A 20122-nucleotide genomic window follows, 5' to 3' on the forward strand; every position below is an offset into this window, starting at 1 on the left:
GAAGGAATTAAAACATAAGAAACGCGTAGAAGGGCCGCCTCTTTTTTTGAGGCGGCCCTTCTACGCTTAAAATCCCAGTAACGTCTTCTTCTCCGGCGAACGCTGGCCTAGCCGGAGTTAAAGCCAGCGAGCAGCCAAATCGAACCAACCCCTGCAACACTTCCATTCAATTGCGCGTCAAAATAATTTCGACGGCAAACTTATCATAGCGATGGACAGATGTGGAGAACTCAAATGCATTTCCGGTATCAAGATAGCCGACCTGCTCGGCTACCGCCACTGGATCACCCTTTTCCAGTCCAAGCTCCTCCGCTTCAAAATCAGTGGCTTTACGAACAGAAACCGTCCTATGCGCGCTTTTTATTTTCAAATGAAGATCCTTTTCAAGGAAATCATAAATGGATCCGTTGATATTTTTTTCTTTAATATCAGGAATAAAATCAATCGGCATGTAGATTTTTTCCATTACAGTCGGCTTGTCCTCCACATAACGTACGCGATAGATGTCATACACAAAGCTACCAAGCGAAATATTCAACTTTTTCGCTGCATCATCCGGTACCTTGACGATTGAAAAATTCAGTATTTTGCTGTGGACCTTCTTCCCAGCATTGAGAGCAGTCGTGCCGCGGAATTGATTCGCCATCGTCACGCGTTCGATTTCTTCCAGGTTCAGGTCCTTCACAAAAGTACCGGAGCCTCTCCTCTTGATGACCAACCCTTCCGCTACCAAGATGTCCAACGCTTTTTTGACAGTCATTTTGCTTGCGTTGTAATGGATACACATATCTTTTTCGAAGGGAATCTGTTGATTGGCAACGTACTCCCCTTTTACGATTTTATTGCGGATATCGTTGGAAATGACGACATATTTTTGCATATTTTAACACTGCACCTCTCGTTATTAAGTAGCTTCCCTCTAAAAAGTCTATATTTTTAGAATACACAAAATTTGACTTAAAGACAATCATTCCTTCCTTAACCCCCGAAAAAATCAACAGACGGCTTTCACTTTTTACACTGTCCGATAGGATATCTAATCAATTTAAAGTCCGTCTCCAGAGACACGAAAAAGAGCATAGCATCAAAAACGATGTTATGCCCTCTGTCGTCATCTGTCAGATTCAAACCGAAAAAAAGTTGTTCAGGATCCACTTGATTTTCAAGCCTGTAGGAACCAATTGCATAAATTTTTGATGGGCCGTCAGTTCTTCAATGGCCTTCTCGTTTTTCTCCAGGTACGCTACTACGGTATCCAAAGAAACATCCGCTCCAGCAAGTCGTTCCACCATTTTTTTTATGTCGGGACCTGTAATCAAGGAGTGCTTGTCGTGCAATTGATATTTTTCTCCCTCAGCGGCGACGCTCTTGATGAGCAACAGCAATGCGATATTGAACCTTGTCCCCCTGAAAGTCACGACACCTATATTCGTCTGGTTGTCCTCATACCAATAGTTCCCATCATCGTAGTAGAGTGCACTCTTCAGAAAATCAAAATCACGTGTGATCTTATCATTGTTCAGGGTCAGATACTCTCCCGTCCGCAAAAGCTTTTCCATATTTTCACGCACTTCATTGGAGACGAAGCCTTCATCGCTGATGAATTTCGGGGGCCTTCCTTCTTTCGTCATTTCCACCATGATGCGCTTGGCCTTGACATCGATATCCTTCACGATCCACACCCTGCCCGCCAACAGAATTTTGCTTTCGATTTGGATATCAGGTGTGAACGGCAGACTGCCGATGCGCTCGTGCTGGTAATGGACAGAAAAATCACTGGTCGTGAAAAAAAGAGCGTAGAAATCCCTGAAGCGCAGCAGACGCTCCCCCTCCAAACCGACAATCGCCTCTTCATCCATGATTTCGATGAAGTCTTTTTCAACCATGTAATCGATCAATAGCGTCAAATCTGCATCCGAAATCGCTGACCAGACCGGAAAGGTTTTATTCAGCTGTAACAATTGTGCCATCGGTATACTGACCTTTTGGAAGAGCATCGCCATCACTTGATGCGCCAAAGCATTGTAGGGTGTTTCAATCATTTCTAAGGTATCCAATTCACCCCGTTCCAGCAAATCCAGTGCGGCATAGGTCTGGAGCATTTCCCAGGAGTCATCCTCCACGATATGCAGGATGCTTTGATGGGTTCTCCGTCCGCTTCGTCCCAGTCTTTGGCTGAGAGAAGAAGTGGACGGAGGGGAGCCATACTGCACCACGCTGTCCACCGATCCGATGTCTATGCCCAATTCCAAAGTGGAGGTACAGGTGATCGTGAACAGCTGATCGTCGTTGTTTTTGGCAAAAAACTCCACTTCCTCACGCAAAAGTTTGTCCACCGATGAATGATGGGCAAAATAGCGGATGGGCGCGTGCTCTTTTTTTGCCATCTTATCCAGTTTATGGGTGATTTCTTCGACTCGGTTGCGGGAATTCGGAAAAATCAGCATCGTTTCCGTTTTGGAATACTGGTAGATCGCTGCCAAGGATTCCCTTGCAACGAATGGACCCGCCTCACCACTCGTGTAGTCTATCGTGATGAGCAGATCATTTTTATCACGGTCCACGAGAATATCCGTATCCCGATTGCTGCCGAAGAAGGCTTTCGCGTAACCAAAATCCTTCTTGTTCAAAGTTGCGCTCATCGCGATGAAACGGGGAGATTGCATGAATTGGCTGATCCGTTGCAGCAATGATTGCAAGTGAATACCCCGTTCCGTTCCCAGAAAACTGTGCAGTTCATCGATGATGATCCATTCCACGCCTTTAAAAAGGTGCTGCGCTTCGCCAGGGCGATTCACCAACATGCCCTCAATCGATTCAGGTGTGATCAACAGAATGCCTTTCGGTTGATTCACAACTTTCTTTTTCTGCGCCTGGGAAACTTCACCGTGCCATGGCGTGATCGGCACATCCAAATACTGACAGAGTTCGCTGATGCGCTGGAACTGATCATTGATCAGGGCTTTCAAAGGAGAGATGTACAGTACTTTCAGCCCCGTTTCCCAATCTTCCACACTATTCAGCGCCGGGATGAATGCCGCTTCCGTTTTTCCCGATGCCGTCGGAGCGGACAGAATAAGGTTGTGATCGGTATTGGCAACCTGCTTGATGGCAGCATTTTGGATGCTCGTCAAGCTCGGCCAACCTTTATCATAGATGTACTGCTGGATGTCTCTGCTGAGACTATCAAATGCCTGCATCAGTAAACCTCTATTTCATCGTGGTCATCTGCGTCCTTCGCCAGAATGGAAGGCCTTCTGCCGAACCGATCGGCAAGGATCTGGGCGAAAGAATGGTCTGGGTTCTGGCGCTGCAAGGACAAGATTTCGATAAAATCCTTAATGACCGACCGTGGTGTCAAGAATGCCGCAGCTCCCGGACGGTTCAACTGGTCTTCCATGTATTGCTGAATTTCGCTGTCCTTCACCGATAGCGCCGTTTGATAGGCCGTATTGTATATTTCCAATAACTTGGTCAAAAGGATAAAGATCTCTTCCGCTGTCAGTGGCTTCAGATCGATGACGGTACTGTTCACATTGACATAGTCTTTATTTTTCATCAATTCGTTCCCGAAGCGTGTTTTCAAAGCGCCGTAGCTGGCCAATCCTCTGCGTTCGTCATAAACAGTATGCTTCGTTGCGCCAAAATTGATGAATAGGCCTTTAGCTTCGTTGGTTTTCGTTTCGTTATACAGATTGAGGATCATTTCATAATTTTTTTCACGGGTCAAGGCGCGGGGTAATTTGTACAGATTGACTGATTCATCAAAGTTTATGACAAATCCCTTGTAGCCGATCTTCAAGAATAATTCCGCCAGATTTTTCAATGCGATGAGATAGTTTGCATCATTGATGACGTTCTTGATGCCCAATTCTTTTGAGGCTTCCGTTTTCGTCGTGATATCCCCGCGAATCCAACGAATCGCTTCGATCTGAAGGGACATATTGTCGCCCGCAATCCCTTCGAAATATTTCATCAGCGCTTGCCCAAATTCATAGGAAAGCCCCGATGAATAGAAGGAATTCGTCGTCTTCAGGATGGCATTCTCAACCAATTTCCAATGGGACTTTTCCATCAATTCAGGAACAGTGAGGCCGTTTTCTACGGTAATCTGCTCGAGCAGAACCTGAATCCATTGCTGGACGATTGTCTCGATGGCATTCCCGTCGCGGTTATTCTTGATGACGATCTTATTGATGACTTCGTTATAGAGTGCCAAGGCTTTCCCGGAGGAATCATAAAAACGGCGCGTCGGAGTCAAATCGATCGTGGAGACAACGAAATTCTTTTGCAGCGCCAGCGATTCAATCGTCCGCAACACAAAACTTTTGCCCGAACCAAAATCGCCTACCCAAAAACGCAGATCACTGTTGCCGTCCTCCAATTTTTGCAAGGTGTCGATGATTTCCTTGACTTCATTGCTCCTGCCCACCAATACATGCTGTACCCCTTTTACAGGTACAACGCCTGCCTCGAGTGAAGCAATAATCGTTTGGGCATCCTTCTTCCTCAACTTGCTTTCAGCCATAGACCCATTCCCTCATTTCTTCCATAAAATCCTCTTCGATGATGACTTGTTGCTGGCTGATCACCAACACTTGATCATCAAATATTTCATACAACACTTCATTCAATTCTGTTAGGTACGCCTGATGGAGTTTCCCTTTATTTTTTGCGTGTACTTTAAAATCATCCAAAGATATCCCGTTGCCTACCACCAACTGTTTCAGGAACAGCATATGCTCAGACTCCTGTTCATTTTCCGGCATTTCGGTCTCTTCTATAATGCTAGATTCCGAAGTAAGTACCACTGCAGAGGCCGATTTTTCTGCTTCGCTTTGCTCCTCAGCCGGCGACAACTCAAGCTCAGCAAAAATGTTCAGGCTCACAGCCGAATCCAGCCCTTCACTAGTTTCATCATAGCTCAGGTAAGTGTCGACCATATCAATGATGGTATCCAGGGCAGAATGTGATGCGGTTATTAAGGCAGTGTCCAGCTTGATTTCTCTGCGTACCGGTTGCGTGCATTCATTTAGAAGCTCCGGTAAACTCCCGATAGGCAGATTTGCATCAATCAGCAACTGCTCGTAATCAGCCTTTCTGGTTGGATGAATGAAGCCATTCCGTTCTTTTTGCAGCGTTTTTGATACTGGCAAAGCCACCCTTTCCATCAAGCAAATAAACAGGATGCGCTTATCCTGTTCCTCGCTCTGCTTGATTACTTTCATAGCTATCTTTTTCAAATCCGGATCTTTTGCGACATCCTCAAGCAGCACCCTGATCTGCTCTATCGATTGGCTGATAAGGAGATTGGCAGCCTCATGCCATACGGTCTTGTTCACGTCCCGCAAGGCTGTTATGGTCTGATAATCCAGCTCCAGCTCAACTTCCTGGCTCAGATATGCTTTAATCTTCCGAAACGTTTCATCCGGTAAATATTTTTGGAGGCTCTGCAGGCTTTCTTCAGCAGGCAACACGCGGAGACCCTCTACCTCCCGTCGGATTATGTTTTCGGACAGGAGATAAAGGTCTGCCGGCAAGCGGACCGTTTCTGCCCAGATACGCTCATCATCCAGTGGTAATTGGAAATATTTCCTGAAATAATTATTGGGTTTGATCTTCCATTTGATGGATCCATCCTCAAGATCATGCAACACAATCTGCATAAGGTCTACGTATTTCCCCAAACAAAGGCTCATGACGGCCGGTACTTCCGTAAACCTTGTCGTCCTTTTCCTTAGTTGATCGAAATACGCCATTTCGATTCCGTCAAAAATTTGTTTGTCGCGCAACATTCCGGACGGATCCCACCAAACGATTTTGGTGCCGAATTGCGTCAAGCCAAATTTTCCCCTTGTCTCTTCATCCGGAAAGGGTAAATTTTTCCGGTACGCATCTACCTCATACGTAAGGATTTTTTGGATATCCAAGGGCAGCATGGTTCTCAGGTCATACGAAAAAAACACAGACACCTGAACATTATCCAGTCTGTAAGCAGAACAAACCACCTCTCTGGATAGCCTATAGATTTCGTCAAAAGCGGTCACATGATAATAGTATCGCTCATATTTCACATGTTTGATGTTTTTATGCTTCTTCTTCAGTTCCACATCGACGATGGCGCATAATCTTTCAAATAATGCATTAATCACTTGCTCCGTCTGCCTTGTAAAATTGTCATTCAATCTTACGGGTGGCGAAACGTAGCTGATCCAAGCTCTTTCCGCGGCCTTCTTTTCAGCTTTTTTTGAATGGTCATTTTTCGTGATGAGATCTCTTGGTTTGATGAAAGATTCCTCATTATTCACCAGTTCAATGATCGATATCTTTTCTTCTTCGGTCAATCGCTTATTTTTGAATATTTTATTTATGAATTCGAACATTTTGGAGGTCCCCCTTCCCAAGTCGCTGTGTTGAATACCATTTAAGTATACGTCTATTTGAAGGCATATTCAAGAACGCGTGTTCTATGCAGGCTGGATTAAGAGCACTTCTCCTTGCCTTCTAATAAGATCGGCAAAATATAGGGCAAAATACGTTACAAAAAGACGAAATATTAATTTTTTCAGAGTATATTCCCGTATGTTCTAGATCGTTTCATGATGCATTAATTTAATGTCTCATCAACAGGCATTGCACACCTTGATTCCGCTCATATCATTTCCCGGTCCCACCTAAAAGTGCTACACTTTAGATGACTTGAATAGCCCTTATCACTTCCAAAACGGCAACCTCTAAATTAACCAACTCACGCGCCAGCATCAGAAAAGAGGATGAACTATGGATACGCTCAGCAATTATGTCGAATCCGTCTTTGCAAATCTGCCAAAAACGCCGGAAGTATTGGATCAAAAGAACGCCATGTTAAATAAGATGCAGGATAAGTACCAACAGCTGAAGTCAGAAGGCAAAAGCGAGCACGAGGCAATCAGCGCTGCCATATCCGCACACGGTAATGTTGATGACTACACAGTTTCGGATATACCGGCTGCACCTGCAGAAAGTCCCCAAAATGAAGTCTATCTTACCCCCGAACAAGTCGATGAATATATCGATCATCGCCATCATTTCGCTTGGGCGATGGCGACTGGTGTTTTCCTGTGCATCATGGGCCCGGCAAGCCTGTTTCTCGGCCAGTACCTTGCTGGATACCGAGATGGTCAGGGAGGCCGTACGAGTGAGCTGTTGGATATACTGACGCTCGTGCCGTTGTTTATTTTTGTCGCTGCCGGCGTCGCCCTGTTTATCCTTTACGGCATGAAGGAACAGCAATTTGAACTGGAGGAGAAACGGGTCCAGCTCGACTCCACGACCTACTCCCGCCTGAAAGCTGAGCACAAAGCCTTCCGGCCGCGGTTGGCCGTCGCTGTCGCAATCGGGGTTGCGCTCTGCATCCTTGCGCCCGTCTCCATGCTCCTTTCCGTAGTTTTGCTCGGCGAGGATAACGGCTTGTCGCTTGTATTTCTATTAAGCTTCATCGCAATCGGCGTCTTCCTGTTTATCTTCTATGGCATCCAGGACGAAACGTACGAGAAACTGCTATCGATCGGAGAGTTCGCGAAGGATAAGGCCGAGAAGAATAAAGTGGTCGGTATCGTCGCGGGTGTCGTCTTTCCACTGGCGGCTGCCATCTATTTGATTGCCGGCTTCGTTTATTACGCTTGGGCGAGCGCCTGGATCATCTTTCCGATCGTCGGCATCCTCTTCGGAATCTTCGCAACGGTGTACAACGGCTATGTGGATTTGAAGAAGAAAAAATAAAAAAAACCGACACAAGCTGAAAACAGCGTCCGGAAATAAAATGAAATAAAAGAGAAGGAACACTCACCTCCGCGGCTGACTGTTCCTTCTCTTCTCTTTACTATATTTTTAAACCCCAGTGTTCTCATCCATAATCTCAATATTCGTACGGATCAGTTCTTCGATCTTGCCACTGTCTTCCATTTCATTCAAAATGTCGTTCACCGCATCCAGAAAATCTTCGCTGTCTTTCGCGACGGCGATGGCTGATTCGTTCGGCGTGCTGGCGACGTCGAATTTGGCGATTTCAAGGCCTTCGTTCTCTTCTACGTAGCGCTTCGCAACAGTCTCCACCATCAGGACGGCATCCGCTTTACCAGTCACCAAGTACAGGATAGCCGTATTTAATTTCGGTACGGACTGGATGTCAGCATCCGGGAAATTTTCCAGCAAGTACGTTTCCTGGATCGTCGCCTTTTGTGTCGCCAGACTGGCCTTCTTCAGATCGTCTTCCGATCGAATATCCTTCGTATCATCCGACTTGATCACTAGAGCATCCTTTTGGGTATAGTAGATATCCGTGAAATCGACGCTTTGTTTCCGTTCTTCCGTTGGATTCATGCCGGCGAGGATCATATCGACCTTGCCTGTGGACAATGCCGGAATCAGGCCATCGAAGTCCATATCTATGACTTTCAGCTCGACCCCCAGTTCATCCGCGATGGCTTGGGCAATAGCAATGTCGAAACCGATGATTTTGTCTTCTCCGTCTTGCACCAGATGCCACTCATACGGGGGATAATCAGCACAAGTTCCGACGACCAATTTGCCGCTGTCCTTGATTTCCTGCAAGGCGCTGCTTCCATCCGTCGCAGCACTGTTCGCTGTTCCGTTCGTGTTTCCACATGCCACCAAAGCCAAGAGGCTCACCGTTCCCAACAAAATTTTCATAAACCCTTTTTCCAATCGTGATTCCTCCGCATTCTTTCCTTGTCTCAAAAAAAGGATGCCCTTTTCAGAGCACCCTTGTACTATTATTGGTTGGTTACTTTTTTATTCTGCGGTGTTGTCTTCCATCAATTGCGTGTTGACTTTGATCAATTCTTCAATTTTTCCGCTGTCTTTCATTTCTTTCAAGATGTTGTTGACAGTTTCCAGGAACGCACCGCCATCTTTAGCGACTGCGATTGCTGATTCATTCGGGTCACTGTTTACGTCGAAATCAGCGATCATCAACGTATCATTTTGGGAAACGAACTGCTTCGCAACCGTTTCAACCATCAAGATAGCATCAACTTTTCCGGTTGTCAGAGACATGATAGCTGTGTTCCATTTTGGTACGGATTGGATTTCAGCATCCGGGAAGTTTTCCAACAGGTAGTCTTCTTGGATTGTAGCTTTTTGCGTGGATAATGCAGCTGTTTTCAATGAATCTTCAGATGTGATGGTTGCAGCATCTTCTGATCTGATCACCAATACGTCTTTTTGTGTGTAGTAGATGTCAGTGAAGTCAACGCTTTGTTTTCTTTCTTCAGTCGGATTCATACCGGCGATGATCATATCAATCTTACCTGTGGATAATGCCGGGATCAAGCCGTCGAAGTCCATGTCTTTGACTTCCAACTCAACGCCTAATTCATCAGCAATTGCTTGCGCGATATCGATGTCGAAACCGACTACGGTATCTTTGCCGTCTTTCACAAGATGCCACTCGTATGGAGGATAATCCGCAGATGTACCCATCACTAATTTACCGCTATCCTTGATTTCCTGCAATTTATCTGTCGTTGTTGTAGCTGCTGAATCTGTTGCGGAACTGTCCGCTGTATCGCTTGTATTGCCACATGCCGCCAAAGCAAGAATGCTCATTGCACCCAAAGCTAATTTCAATAATCCTTTTTTCATCTTAACCCCTCCAAATTTGTTTTTATTTTATAGGACTTTCGATAAGAAATCCTTTGTCCGCTCACTTTTAGGATGATTGAAAATTTCATCCGGTGTTCCTTGTTCCATCACTTGGCCGTCATCCATGAAAAGGATGCGGTCGCCGACTTCTTTCGCGAAGCCCATTTCGTGGGTCACGACTACCATCGTCATGCCTTCCAACGCAAGATCTTTCATTACTTGCAATACTTCGCCGACCATTTCCGGGTCAAGCGCGGATGTCGGTTCATCGAACAGCATCATATCCGGCTCCATCGCCAAGGCCCGCGCGATTGCGATCCGTTGTTTCTGTCCGCCCGATAAGGATTGTGGATAAACATCGGCTTTCTCGGTCATGCCCATACGCGTCAATAGTTTTCTGGCAATCGCTTCGGCTTTGTCTTTCGGTACTTTCTTGACTTGCTGCGGTCCGATCATGATGTTATCCAATACCGTCAGATGCGGGAAAAGATTGAAGCTTTGGAACACCATACCCATTTTTGTGCGGATGGAATCGATATCCACACCTTTTTTGTTGATCTCTTGTCCTTCAAAGATCACTTTGCCGGTTGTCGGTTCCTCCAACAGATTCATGCAGCGCAGAAACGTACTTTTGCCTGATCCGGATGGTCCGATGATAACGACCACTTCGCCCGAGTTGATTTGTTCATCTATGCCTTTCAGAACTTGTTTGTCGCCGAAGGACTTCGTCAATTTTTCTGTTTTAATCACTTTGCTTCAACCTCATTTCTAGAATGTCCACTAATTTAGAGACGATTGATGTCATGATAAAGTACATCACAGCAGCGACCACTAGGGGGCCGAATGGCAAGAATGTCGCACCACGGACCGTATTAGCAGCGAACATCAAGTCACGCAAGCCCAATACAGAAACGATGGATGTTTCTTTGATCAGTGTAACGAATTCGTTACCCAAAGCCGGAAGGATATTCTTGATGGCTTGTGGATAAATAATTTTTTGCATCGCCATTGATTTGCTCATCCCGATCGAGCGGGCAGCTTCCATTTGACCTTTGTCGACTGCTTGGATTCCGGAACGGATGATTTCAGCGATGTAGGCTGCCGAGTTCAATGATACAGCGATGACGCCGGACAGGAAGTCAGGCAATTCGATATTGATGACGTACAACCCGTAATAAATGATGAATAATTGCACCAACAATGGTGTACCCCGCACAATTTGGATATACCCTTTCGCTAATATGCTGAGGAACTTGTTGGGCGACATTTTCATCAATGCCAATCCTGTCCCCAATATGACGCCCAGTACGATCGCACTGATTGAAAGACCAATTGTATAACCTGCGCCTTGGAAATAGATCGGCATATAGGTCTCAAAGAAAGTTGAATCCATTTGTATATAATCCCCTTTTTTATGTTTTTCATGGTAGGCCTTTGGGCACTAAAAAACCGCCCCTTGTATTTCTACAAGAGACGGGTCAATGTTTGATTCCGCGGTACCACTCTAGTTGATCTGTTGCGAAACAACAAATCCACCTCGATTATATTAACGCATAAAATGCGTAAAAGGCTACTGAACGTTCACCTTTTCGTCATCCGAAGTGCGCTTCAATCTGATATTTTACTGCTGGGCTTCCACTCTGCCCCGGCTCGCTGGAGAAAATATTCAAATCTACTCTCTTCATCACTGACTTTATTATATTTAATTTTGGTATGAATGTATGATATAAGATTTCAATTCAGCTGTCAACTGTAACCTTATTTGAATTTACACTTATTTTGACTTTTTTACTTCCTAATTTTAACATACGCGCCTCAACATTTCATCCTAATTTTTTTAGGGATTCAGAATGGATATTGTCTTGGTGTCACTTGATAGGGTACCCATTGATAGAGATTTTTTATTCCACATCGATGATTCCGACTGCTCCGCGTTCCTCTTTCATCAGCAGCGTCATGATGAGTGCGATCAGCGAAAAGAGGCCCACGACAATGAATACGGCTCTGAAGCCAGCCAAATCGGCAAGCAACGTTCCCTGTCCATTTGTTGCTGCAGCCTGTGATACTATCGTCATGATTACAACGAACAAGGCTGTTCCCAAAGATCCCGCTAACTGCCTTTGCGTATTGAACATCGCGGAGGCATGGGAGACCAATCCCATCGGCACCGCATTAAAGGCTGACGTCTGCAACGGCATCAAAGTGGTCGAAAACCCAAGAGTACGGACCATTTGCAGTAGGACGATTGTCGCAATTGGGGTATCCAGATCGATAAAACCGAACGCAGCAGTGGCTGCCGTTATGAGCAACAACCCCAGGGCAGCCAATCTTTTGGCCCCATAATTATCAAAAAGCCTGCCTGTTATCGGGCTCATAACGGCCATTAGGATTGATCCCGGTAAGAGCACCATACCCGATGTCATCGGCGAAAAACCGCGGATTGTTTGCAGATAGATCGGGATCAACAAGATGGACCCAAACATGCCGGCAGTGATGACAAAGGAAATAATGATGCTAGTGCGGTAGCCTTTATAGCGGAACACAGCGAAATCCAGCAATGGAAAAGCTGATTTGTTGCATCTTTTGACCAACAAAACCAGTGAAACGGTACCTACCACCAACGGCAGCAAGACCATCATGCTGAAAAACGGGTTGGATGATGCATTGCTGAATCCGAACAACAGACCGCCAAAACCCAGTGTGGAGTAGATGACACTCACATAATCCAATTTTGGCCTGCTGACTTCTCCTACATTTTTCATGACGAACAGTGCTATGATGATGTCGATGAGTGCGATCGGCAGGATGAAATAAAACAGCCTATTCCATTCGAAATTCTGGACGACCCAGCCGGAGAAAGTCGGACCGATGGCAGGCGCAAAGTTCATCGCCAATCCGATAATTCCCATGGCGTACCCCCGTTTTTCGATCGGATACATATACAAAATGACGATCATCTGCAGCGGTAGAACAATGCCCGCCCCTACAGCCTGTATCATCCGTCCCCCTATCAACATCCAATATTGGGTTGAGATTGCGGCGACGAACGTTCCCAGTGAAAAAAAGAGCATGGCGAAAAGATACAGTTGTCTCGTTGTGAATCGGCCCACCAGATAGGCGGATATCGGAATCATGATCCCGTTGATGAGCATATAGGCCGTCGTCAGCCATTGCCCTTGTGTTGTTGTTATCGAAAATTCTTTCATGATGCTTGGTAATGCCGTACTCATGAGCGTCTGGTTCAGGATGGTCACGAACGACCCCATGACAATGACACCCAAAATCGACAGTACCCGCCTCTTTGAATAGTTTTCTTTTTCTATTGATGCTTTCAAAATAAGAACTCCTTCCGGTTCAATAAAGTAAATCAAATCATTCCCTTAATCTTTGCGTGCTATCAAAAATTTTTTTTAAGGACCTAAGAGTAATTAGCATTTCTTCCTCTGTTAATTCTTCTGTCACTAAATTCATCATTGCTTGAATTTCTTCATGAATCTCGGGAATAATCTTACTAGCTTTTGCTGTTAAAAATAACTTATAAGCCCTACTGTTTCTTTCATCTTGCTCTTTATATACATAACCCAGCTCTATTAGTTTTGTAATAGTTCTTGCTGACATTGCCTTGTCATTACCTATTTCTTTGCTCATTTTATTTTGGCTGATACCTTCATTCTTTTCTAAAATAAATAAATAGGGACAAGAGCCACTGCTTAGCTCATATTTTTTTAAAGCCTTATCCAAATGAATTTGTATGTTTCTATAAATCTTACTATTGAGCTTTATGAAATGCATACTTTCTTTTTCCATGGTTATCACCACCTCCGCTCCAAGTTGACTAGTCAACACTAATTGTATTGCCCAATTATTGACTAGTCAACAACATTATTTGTGAAACGCAAATTTAGTAGATTCCTCTACAGAATAGAACACATGTAACTTTTACTGTAAAACATTTAAAAAAAAGCACCCTTCTCGTCCCGATTAGAGGACGGGAAAGATGCTCCCAAATATTCATTGACTGTTTTGTGCCTATTTTTTTGCTGCTTCATCCACAATCAGTTGCACGCGTCCGACTTGATCGCCTTCAACCAACATGACTTTTATGCCGTGCGGATGATTGGCGCTGTTTGTCAACAACCGTTTCACATGACCTCTCGTCAATTTCCCGGTGCGTTGGTCTTTTTTCAAGACGATATCGACCAAAGCGCCGATTTTGATGTTTGTTCTGATTTTTCCGTCCATAAGTTCCTCTTTCTTAAGCAAGCTCTTTGCTTAGTGTGATGATTTGTTCAACTGCTTCGTCCAAGTAATGGATTGTGTCCTGCAGCGCCTGATCTGTTTTGATGTCCACACCGGCCAATGCTGCGGCTTCTGCGGATTCCAATTGGTCCCCGAGTGCCAGGAATTCCAACCATTTTTTGACAGCCGGTTCGCCTTCCGTTTTGACGCGAAGGAAGGCTTGCGTCGCGATTGTCAGGCCGGCCGAATAGGTATAGGAATACAGTCCCATGTAGTAATGGATCTGGCGCATCCATGTCAGCTCGGCGCCGGCGTTGATTTCCACAGCGTCCCCCCAGAAGCGCTCTAGCACATTGCGTTTGATTTCGCTCAATTTACCGGCATCGACGCTCTTGCCCGCATCGATCAAGTTGTAGACTTCCCTTTGGTAGGCCGCCTCCAATAGGTGCGTGACGAAATTATGGAAATAGGTGTCGGAAAGCATCTTCGTCAAAGCGAAGCGCTGCATGCGTGCATCCGTGCTCTTGCGCGCTAATGATTCCGTCAACAGCAGTTCATTGAAGGTGGATGGGCCTTCGATCAGGTACAACGATGGCTCTGATCCAAGGATGCTGTTGTTTTCATTCGAAAGGATCATTTGTCCGGCATGGCCCAATTCATGGATCAGCGTATAGACATCCGAAAGTTGGTTTGCCCATGACATCAGGATGTAAGGGTGCGTGCCGTATGGGCTGGTGCAGAATCCCCCGGTCGATTTCCCAATGTTCTGGGCGAAATCGATCCACCGCTCCGGATAAGCCTGCATGATCCGGTCGGTGTAATCCTGGCCTAATACCGCTATGGCGTCCTGAACCATCACCTGCGATTCCTCAATAGAAACTTGCGGCGAATATTCCGGATCCAGCGCGATTTTCAAGTCGGCATAAGTCATCTTGTCCAGTCCGCGGATCTCTTTCAAGTGGGTGATGTATTTCTGCATGACCGGTGCAAGGTCGTTCATGATTGTGTCGATTTGGCGATCATACAGGTCGCGCGTCACTTCCTGCCCATAAAGCAGATAGTCGATCACGGAATCGAAACCGCGCATCGTCGCTAGTGTTTTTTCCTTCTGCAGTTGGGTATAGTAAGCCGTTGCGACCACGTTTTCGTAATCGCTGAGTACAGCTGAAAATTTATCAAAAGCCGCCCGACGGATTGCCGTGTCGTCGTGATACATGTAGTAATCCTCATAAAGCACGAAGCTCAGCGGATATTCTTTTCCATCGACACTAAATGTGCCAAAGTCCATGTCGCCTAGGCGAGCCTGCTCATAGATGGCGCTCGGCGCATCCAATGTCGGAGACAACTGGGCCAAAGCTTTTTCGACTTCAGGCGCCAGCTGGATGCTTTTGTTTTTCTTGATATGGCGGATATAGGAAGCGAAGCGCGGTTCTTCCGAAACGACCTGATCGAGGACAGCAGCTTCGCAGCCGATCAGTTCCGATTCAAAGAATGTCAGTTGGGCGCTGATGTCAGCCATCGCATTCGCTGTTTGGCGGGACAGCTCGACGTTGTCCGGATCAGTCAGGTCGGTCGCTTCCGGCATCATCGCGTAATGATCCGCCAAGGTTGCAGTTTCGATGAGCTTTTCGTATTCCTTCATCGCGGCTAGGATCGTTTTGGCATCCGTGAGTTTGCCTTCATATGTCGTAGTGAAGACTGCTGTTGCGGCTTTTAGACCGTTTAAAGCTGCCTCAAAGTCTGTTCTTGTTTTATAGAGTGCGGTCACATCCCAAGTCAATGCCTCAGAGACGTCCGCGCGATTTTTCAGTTGTTCTTGTGTCATGATTTTTGCTCCTTTTTTCGTGCTTTTTGACGAATGTTAAATGAATGCTTCCATTATAACAAAAAAATGCTGCCGGCGTCGGGTGTCGAGCTTGCTCGTATGTCGATTTGCTTCGGTAGCTCCGGCGGGGCCCTCCTCGCCGGAGTTGGGCTCGCCAAAAATCATCCGGCGCTGCATGAACCTTCAGCAACCATACAAAAGCCCCCGCTAGCGAGGGCTTGATGCCTTCGCCTGCGAAGGCCGGTAATCCGTTTTCTCAGTAAGTTGCTTCGATGGCTTGGACTTGATCATAGAGGTATTGGTTAGTCGGTGCAGGCAGTCCATATTTTTTCGCTTTTTTCAGAATGGTGCCGGAAAAAAGTTCGACCTCTGAAGGCCGTTTCGCAATGCCGTCCTGGCGCATCGATGGCATCCCTAGTGGAGTAAGTCCGTCTATGATCGCCAAATCATTTTCCAGATCAGTTTCCGTCAGGTTGACGCCTTCCCTCTGGGCGATCGGCAGGACTTCGCGCATGGCAGCAATCATCAGATTGCGGGTTGGTCCTGCTTCGTGGATGTCTCGGAAAGTGCCTTCCTTAACCATAAGCACTTGGTTCACGCCGACATTCAGCATGAACTTCGCCCACATGCGATGCAGGATATCCGCTTCGACCACGTGCGGCAGGGCCGTTTCTTCGAAGAAAGCCGCCACCGCATCCAAACGCGCCTGTTTTTCCGGAGCGTCGAGGCCGATGCGCAGTTCGCCGATATGGACAGATTTCACATCGTTGCCGATGCGCAGTGCGTCCATCCCTTGGGCTACGCAATGGATGACTTTCTCATCGCCGAATGTTGCGCCGATGACTTCTTCGCTGGCAATGCCGTTCAGGACCGAAATGATCGTTGTCTCCTGTCCGACTTGGTTGCGGGCGGTTTCGATTGCTTCATCCAAGTTGGTTCCTTTTACGGCCAAAATGACCAGATCTGCAGGTGCCAAGCTGGCATCCGTTTCGTCGACGTATTGGAAATCACAGGACTCACCGTTGAAGGAAATGCCTTGTTCCTGGTAGCGCGCCATCCGCTCTTTGTTGACGACGATGCGCACGCGGTCCTTTCCGATGGCCTTCGTGAAATGATGACCGTAAAGGATCCCCAGGGCACCCAATCCGACAATGGCTACAGTTTCTATCTTCATTTGTTCACGCCTCTTTCCGAATGATTCTTGCATTACTTCTTCTATTCAGCCTGTTTGTATTTGCGCAGTTGTGCGATCAAGTAAGGCAGATCCGTCTCGAATTGGACGCCATAGTGCAGTTCGCGCCCGCTTTTCAGTGTGCGCTCGATCACCATGCTGTTATAGCGGACAGCCGTATCGGTGGCTACAGTCAGCGGCAAATCCTGGAAAAGCAGACCGCCAACGACGCTTGTGAACAGATCGCCCGCGCCGTCATAATGGCCGGGAAAATGTTTCGCGAAGGCATAATGCGCTTCAGGCTCGTTTTGGCTGACGCAGACAGCACCAATCGTTTCCATTTCCAAAGAAACCCCCGTCAGCACGACACTCTTCGGATTCAACACCCGCAAGGCAGCCAACAATTCCGCAACTTCCGATTCCTTGTAAGGTTTCTTCAAAATGAGACTTTTCGTCAAAAAGCAGGCTTCGGTCACATTCGGCGTGATTACTGTCGCTTCTTGGCAGAGTGCCGCCATCTCTTCCACATATTCCAGCGTGAATCCTGGATACAGCATGCCTTGATCGCCCATCGCAGGATCCAGGATGATGTGGGCATCCTCGGCCGCAAATGTATGGATAATCCCGCGTACGATGTCGATTTGCTGGCGCGAACCCAGATAGCCGATCAGGATGCCGTCGAATTTGATGCCCAATGATTGCCAATGCTGCAGAATGCCGCCCATTTCCTGGGTCAGATCCAAAAAGGTGTAGCCTTCAAATTCTTTACCCGTATGGGTGGACAACAGCGCTGTCGGCAGGATGCTCACCCAGTTGTCCAGGCAGCTCACTACAGGCACCGCCACGTTCATCGAAATGCGGCAACTGGCGGAAATATCTTGGATAAGCAGTACTCTCGGTTGACTCAAATGCTTCACCCCTTAACTTTAAAAACTCAATTATTCCCATTCTATCATCTTTTCATTGGATTTTCTCATTTTTCCATCATTTTGAAAATAATTGTGAAAATGATGAGAAAAAGAGTGCAAACTGCTGCTTAAACGATATAATGAAAAATAATACTTGGAGGCGAGTTGCATGAAAACTGAAAAAAACAGTACTTACAGATTGGTTATTTTGGCCTTATTTATGGCGTTTACCGTCGTCATGACTTTGTTGTTCCGCATCCCGATTCCTTTCGGTTACGTTAACTTGGGAGACATGGTACTCCTGTTGGCAGGTCTGTCCTTCGGAGGCAGCGCAGGCTTCTTCGTAGGCTCACTCGGCAGCATGTTGGCCGACCTGTTCGCCGGCTATGCCTTCTATGCGCCGATCACTTTTGTCGTGAAAGGTTTGGAAGGATTCTTTGCCGGCTGGTTGTTCCAGAAAATGGATCACAAAAAGCCGTTGGTTGCCACGGTGATCGCCGGTGTCTGGATGGCAATCGGCTACGCCATCGGGGACACGATCCTTTTCGGCTTCGGTGCCGCAATCGCTTCGTTCCCGCTGAACATCGCGCAAGGACTCGTAGGGGCTTTCTTGTCAACCCTCTTGTATCGCTGGTTGAACCCTTACATTACGAAAAAATTCAAATAACGAAAGTGGGCGCAAGCGACGAAATCCGATTTGGATTTCATCGCTTGCGCTTTTTTGTAGCTCAGGGGATGTCAAATTGTCGAATGTGGGGGCTGCATTCGATAATTTAGCCTCGTGTTGAAATCAAATTGTCGAATGGTCCGATGCATTCGACAATTTCGCCCCCTGCGAAAGACAGTTTGTCGAATAGGTCCCGCCCCCCAAAAGTTAGAGTGAAATCAAACATTTTGGGGGTCATAATTTATGAAGAAATTTAGTGCAGAATTTAAATTGAAAGTTGTAAAAGAGTATTTAGATGGTTCCTTAAGTTATATGCGTTTGGCAAAAAAATACGATAGTTTGTCCGATGAATCTATAAAGAATTGGGTAAAATATTATCAAAAATTAGGAGTTGAAGGTCTGAAGGTAAAACCGCAGAGCTCCGCTTACTCTGTTCAATTCAAGATGGATGTATTACACTTTATGAAACAGTCCGGTTCCTCCTCTTTAGACACAGCCATTGCCTTTGGCATAACTAGTCCTGCCCTTATCTGGAGATGGAATAAAACTTTCCAAGAAAAGGGAATCGAAGGACTGAAACCAAAGCAAAAGCCAAAGAGGTGCACTTGTATGTCCAAAAAGAACACTAAGAAACAAATAGATCAATCCGCACCGTCTACAGAAGAATTGAAACGAGAAATTGAATTACTTAGATTGGAGAATGCGTACTTAAAAAAGTTGCAAGCTTTTCAGGAGAATCCGAAGACCTTTCTCGAAAAGCACAAGCAGCGGTGGCATTCGCACTCCAAAAAGAAGGATTCAAATTAAAAGATATTCTTTTAGTAGTAGGGATTCCAGAAGCAACCTATCACTATCACGTGAAGCAATTCGGGAAAGAGAATACGGATCAACCGACGAAAGAACTGATCAAACAACTTTTTTCCCACTTCCATGAGCGCTACGGAGCGAAACGAATCGCTAAAGAACTGGGAAAATTGGGACACATTACCAATCACAAGAAAGTGTCTCGTCTCATGCAAGAATTGGGAATAAAGTGCATCAAATTCATGCGAAAATCACGAAAATACAATTCTTATAAAGGCAAGGTAGGGACCGTTGCCAAGAATCGTTTAAACAGACGCTTCTCTACGCCTCTTTCTCTACAGAAGCTTGCGACAGATGTGACCGAATTCAAGTGTTCAGGAGAAGAAAAATTGTACCTTAGCCCCATCCTTGATCTATACAACGGAGAAATTATTGCCTATGGCATAAACAATCGACCATCGTTGGAATTGGTGATGAAGCCACTTGAAGAAGCCCTCGGCTACGTGAAGCAACATACCAAGTTTCGAACCACTATCCATTCTGATCAAGGATGGCACTATCAACATAATCGTTGGGTCAAAGCGCTGAAGGAAGATAAAATCTTTCAGAGTATGTCTCGAAAAGCAACGTGTGCAGATAATGCGGCGATGGAAAATTTCTTCGGCATCCTGAAGCAAGAAATGTATCACGGTGAAAAATTAGTCAGTTATGAAGAACTCCGCTCACGGATAGAGGTCTATATCCATTGGTATAACCATGTTCGATCAAAAGAAAAATTAGCTGGTCTCAGCCCAGTCCAATACCGAATCCAAGCCAGCCAAACGGCTGCATAATAAAAACTCTAACTTTTGGGGGTCGCCACC

The 20122-nt window shown here is 46.1% G+C and carries 18 protein-coding genes and 1 other annotated feature; of the genes, 4 read left to right on the forward strand and 14 right to left on the reverse strand.

Annotated elements, in window-relative coordinates:
• Positions 1–166: 166 nt before the first annotated feature.
• The 4 genes from WBM30_RS00445 to WBM30_RS00460 all read right to left on the reverse strand — a co-directional run bounded on the left by WBM30_RS00445 (position 167) and on the right by WBM30_RS00460 (position 6383).
• Positions 167–880, reverse strand: a complete 714-nt coding sequence (locus WBM30_RS00445) for a GntR family transcriptional regulator (protein ID WP_424898882.1) — start codon at positions 878–880, stop codon at positions 167–169.
• Between the two features lie 244 nt (positions 881–1124).
• A complete protein-coding gene (locus WBM30_RS00450) occupies positions 1125–3200 on the reverse strand; it encodes a DEAD/DEAH box helicase (protein WP_424898883.1) in 2076 nt (691 codons plus the stop codon).
• A complete protein-coding gene (locus WBM30_RS00455; RefSeq protein ID WP_424898884.1) occupies positions 3200–4528 on the reverse strand; it encodes a BREX system ATP-binding domain-containing protein in 1329 nt (442 codons plus the stop codon). The genes WBM30_RS00450 and WBM30_RS00455 overlap by 1 nt, the downstream gene beginning before the upstream one ends.
• Positions 4521–6383 (reverse strand): tellurite resistance TerB C-terminal domain-containing protein, encoded by a 1863-nt coding sequence (locus WBM30_RS00460; protein WP_424898885.1) that lies wholly within the window; start codon positions 6381–6383, stop codon positions 4521–4523. Before WBM30_RS00460 ends, WBM30_RS00455 begins: the two co-directional genes overlap by 8 nt.
• A 397-nt stretch (positions 6384–6780) precedes the next feature.
• Between WBM30_RS00460 and WBM30_RS00465 the strand changes: the two genes are divergently transcribed.
• Positions 6781–7761, forward strand: coding sequence for a hypothetical protein (locus WBM30_RS00465; protein ID WP_424898886.1), 981 nt, complete (start codon positions 6781–6783; stop codon positions 7759–7761).
• Between the two features lie 108 nt (positions 7762–7869).
• Here WBM30_RS00465 and WBM30_RS00470 read toward each other — a convergent pair whose 3' ends face one another.
• The 10 genes from WBM30_RS00470 to WBM30_RS00515 form a co-directional block, all read right to left on the reverse strand.
• Entirely contained in the window at positions 7870–8706 is an 837-nt protein-coding gene (locus WBM30_RS00470; RefSeq protein ID WP_424898887.1) for a transporter substrate-binding domain-containing protein, read from the reverse strand.
• Positions 8707–8793: 87 nt separating this feature from the next.
• Positions 8794–9645: a transporter substrate-binding domain-containing protein gene (locus tag WBM30_RS00475; RefSeq protein ID WP_424898888.1), complete on the reverse strand. Its 852-nt coding sequence runs from the start codon at positions 9643–9645 to the stop codon at positions 8794–8796.
• 27 nt (positions 9646–9672) lie between these two features.
• Positions 9673–10395 carry an amino acid ABC transporter ATP-binding protein gene (locus WBM30_RS00480; RefSeq protein WP_424898890.1) on the reverse strand — a complete coding sequence of 241 codons (723 nt, stop codon included), beginning with the start codon at positions 10393–10395 and terminating at the stop codon, positions 9673–9675.
• Positions 10388–11038: an amino acid ABC transporter permease gene (locus WBM30_RS00485; protein ID WP_086987378.1), complete on the reverse strand. Its 651-nt coding sequence runs from the start codon at positions 11036–11038 to the stop codon at positions 10388–10390. The genes WBM30_RS00480 and WBM30_RS00485 overlap by 8 nt, the downstream gene beginning before the upstream one ends.
• 73 nt (positions 11039–11111) lie before the next feature.
• Positions 11112–11342, reverse strand: a binding site (T-box leader).
• A gap of 204 nt (positions 11343–11546) precedes the next feature.
• Complete coding sequence (locus WBM30_RS00490) at positions 11547–12980, reverse strand: MDR family MFS transporter (protein ID WP_424898891.1); 1434 nt, start codon at positions 12978–12980, stop codon at positions 11547–11549.
• 37 nt (positions 12981–13017) lie between these two features.
• Positions 13018–13452 (reverse strand): MarR family winged helix-turn-helix transcriptional regulator, encoded by a 435-nt coding sequence (locus WBM30_RS00495; RefSeq protein ID WP_424898892.1) that lies wholly within the window; start codon positions 13450–13452, stop codon positions 13018–13020.
• Between the two features lie 222 nt (positions 13453–13674).
• On the reverse strand, positions 13675–13887 hold the full coding sequence (locus tag WBM30_RS00500) for a YwbE family protein (RefSeq protein ID WP_424898893.1): 213 nt from the start codon (positions 13885–13887) through the stop codon (positions 13675–13677).
• Between the two features lie 13 nt (positions 13888–13900).
• Positions 13901–15709 (reverse strand): oligoendopeptidase F, encoded by a 1809-nt coding sequence (gene pepF / locus WBM30_RS00505; RefSeq protein WP_424898894.1) that lies wholly within the window; start codon positions 15707–15709, stop codon positions 13901–13903.
• Between the two features lie 256 nt (positions 15710–15965).
• On the reverse strand, positions 15966–16883 hold the full coding sequence (locus tag WBM30_RS00510; protein ID WP_424898895.1) for a ketopantoate reductase family protein: 918 nt from the start codon (positions 16881–16883) through the stop codon (positions 15966–15968).
• Positions 16884–16924: 41 nt separating this feature from the next.
• The gene (locus tag WBM30_RS00515; protein WP_424898896.1) at positions 16925–17788 is read right to left on the reverse strand and encodes a pyridoxamine kinase; all 864 of its coding nucleotides are present in this window, start codon (positions 17786–17788) and stop codon (positions 16925–16927) included.
• A gap of 169 nt (positions 17789–17957) precedes the next feature.
• On the opposite strand from WBM30_RS00515, the gene WBM30_RS00520 reads away from it, so the two are divergent.
• The 3 genes from WBM30_RS00520 to WBM30_RS00530 all read left to right on the forward strand — a co-directional run bounded on the left by WBM30_RS00520 (position 17958) and on the right by WBM30_RS00530 (position 20092).
• Positions 17958–18455, forward strand: coding sequence for an ECF transporter S component (locus WBM30_RS00520; protein ID WP_424898897.1), 498 nt, complete (start codon positions 17958–17960; stop codon positions 18453–18455).
• A gap of 243 nt (positions 18456–18698) precedes the next feature.
• Positions 18699–19262, forward strand: coding sequence for a helix-turn-helix domain-containing protein (locus WBM30_RS00525; protein WP_424898898.1), 564 nt, complete (start codon positions 18699–18701; stop codon positions 19260–19262).
• Positions 19148–20092, forward strand: a complete 945-nt coding sequence (locus WBM30_RS00530; RefSeq protein WP_424898899.1) for an IS3 family transposase — start codon at positions 19148–19150, stop codon at positions 20090–20092. The genes WBM30_RS00525 and WBM30_RS00530 overlap by 115 nt, the downstream gene beginning before the upstream one ends.
• Positions 20093–20122: the final 30 nt, after the last annotated feature.

The sequence above is a fragment of the Trichococcus sp. genome (assembly GCF_049684335.1).
Lineage (GTDB): Bacteria > Bacillota > Bacilli > Lactobacillales > Aerococcaceae > Trichococcus.

Coding starts and splice junctions, on each gene's coding strand:
- WBM30_RS00460 (WP_424898885.1), bottom strand. CDS start 6,383: ATGTTCGAATTCATAAATAAAATATTCAAAAATAAGCGATTGACCGAA.
- WBM30_RS00510 (WP_424898895.1), bottom strand. CDS start 16,883: ATGAAGATAGAAACTGTAGCCATTGTCGGATTGGGTGCCCTGGGGATC.
- WBM30_RS00475 (WP_424898888.1), bottom strand. CDS start 9,645: ATGAAAAAAGGATTATTGAAATTAGCTTTGGGTGCAATGAGCATTCTT.
- WBM30_RS00450 (WP_424898883.1), bottom strand. CDS start 3,200: ATGCAGGCATTTGATAGTCTCAGCAGAGACATCCAGCAGTACATCTAT.
- WBM30_RS00455 (WP_424898884.1), bottom strand. CDS start 4,528: ATGGCTGAAAGCAAGTTGAGGAAGAAGGATGCCCAAACGATTATTGCT.
- WBM30_RS00520 (WP_424898897.1), top strand. CDS start 17,958: ATGAAAACTGAAAAAAACAGTACTTACAGATTGGTTATTTTGGCCTTA.
- WBM30_RS00525 (WP_424898898.1), top strand. CDS start 18,699: ATGAAGAAATTTAGTGCAGAATTTAAATTGAAAGTTGTAAAAGAGTAT.
- WBM30_RS00445 (WP_424898882.1), bottom strand. CDS start 880: ATGCAAAAATATGTCGTCATTTCCAACGATATCCGCAATAAAATCGTA.
- WBM30_RS00495 (WP_424898892.1), bottom strand. CDS start 13,452: ATGGAAAAAGAAAGTATGCATTTCATAAAGCTCAATAGTAAGATTTAT.
- pepF (WP_424898894.1), bottom strand. CDS start 15,709: ATGACACAAGAACAACTGAAAAATCGCGCGGACGTCTCTGAGGCATTG.
- WBM30_RS00500 (WP_424898893.1), bottom strand. CDS start 13,887: ATGGACGGAAAAATCAGAACAAACATCAAAATCGGCGCTTTGGTCGAT.
- WBM30_RS00465 (WP_424898886.1), top strand. CDS start 6,781: ATGGATACGCTCAGCAATTATGTCGAATCCGTCTTTGCAAATCTGCCA.
- WBM30_RS00485 (WP_086987378.1), bottom strand. CDS start 11,038: ATGGATTCAACTTTCTTTGAGACCTATATGCCGATCTATTTCCAAGGC.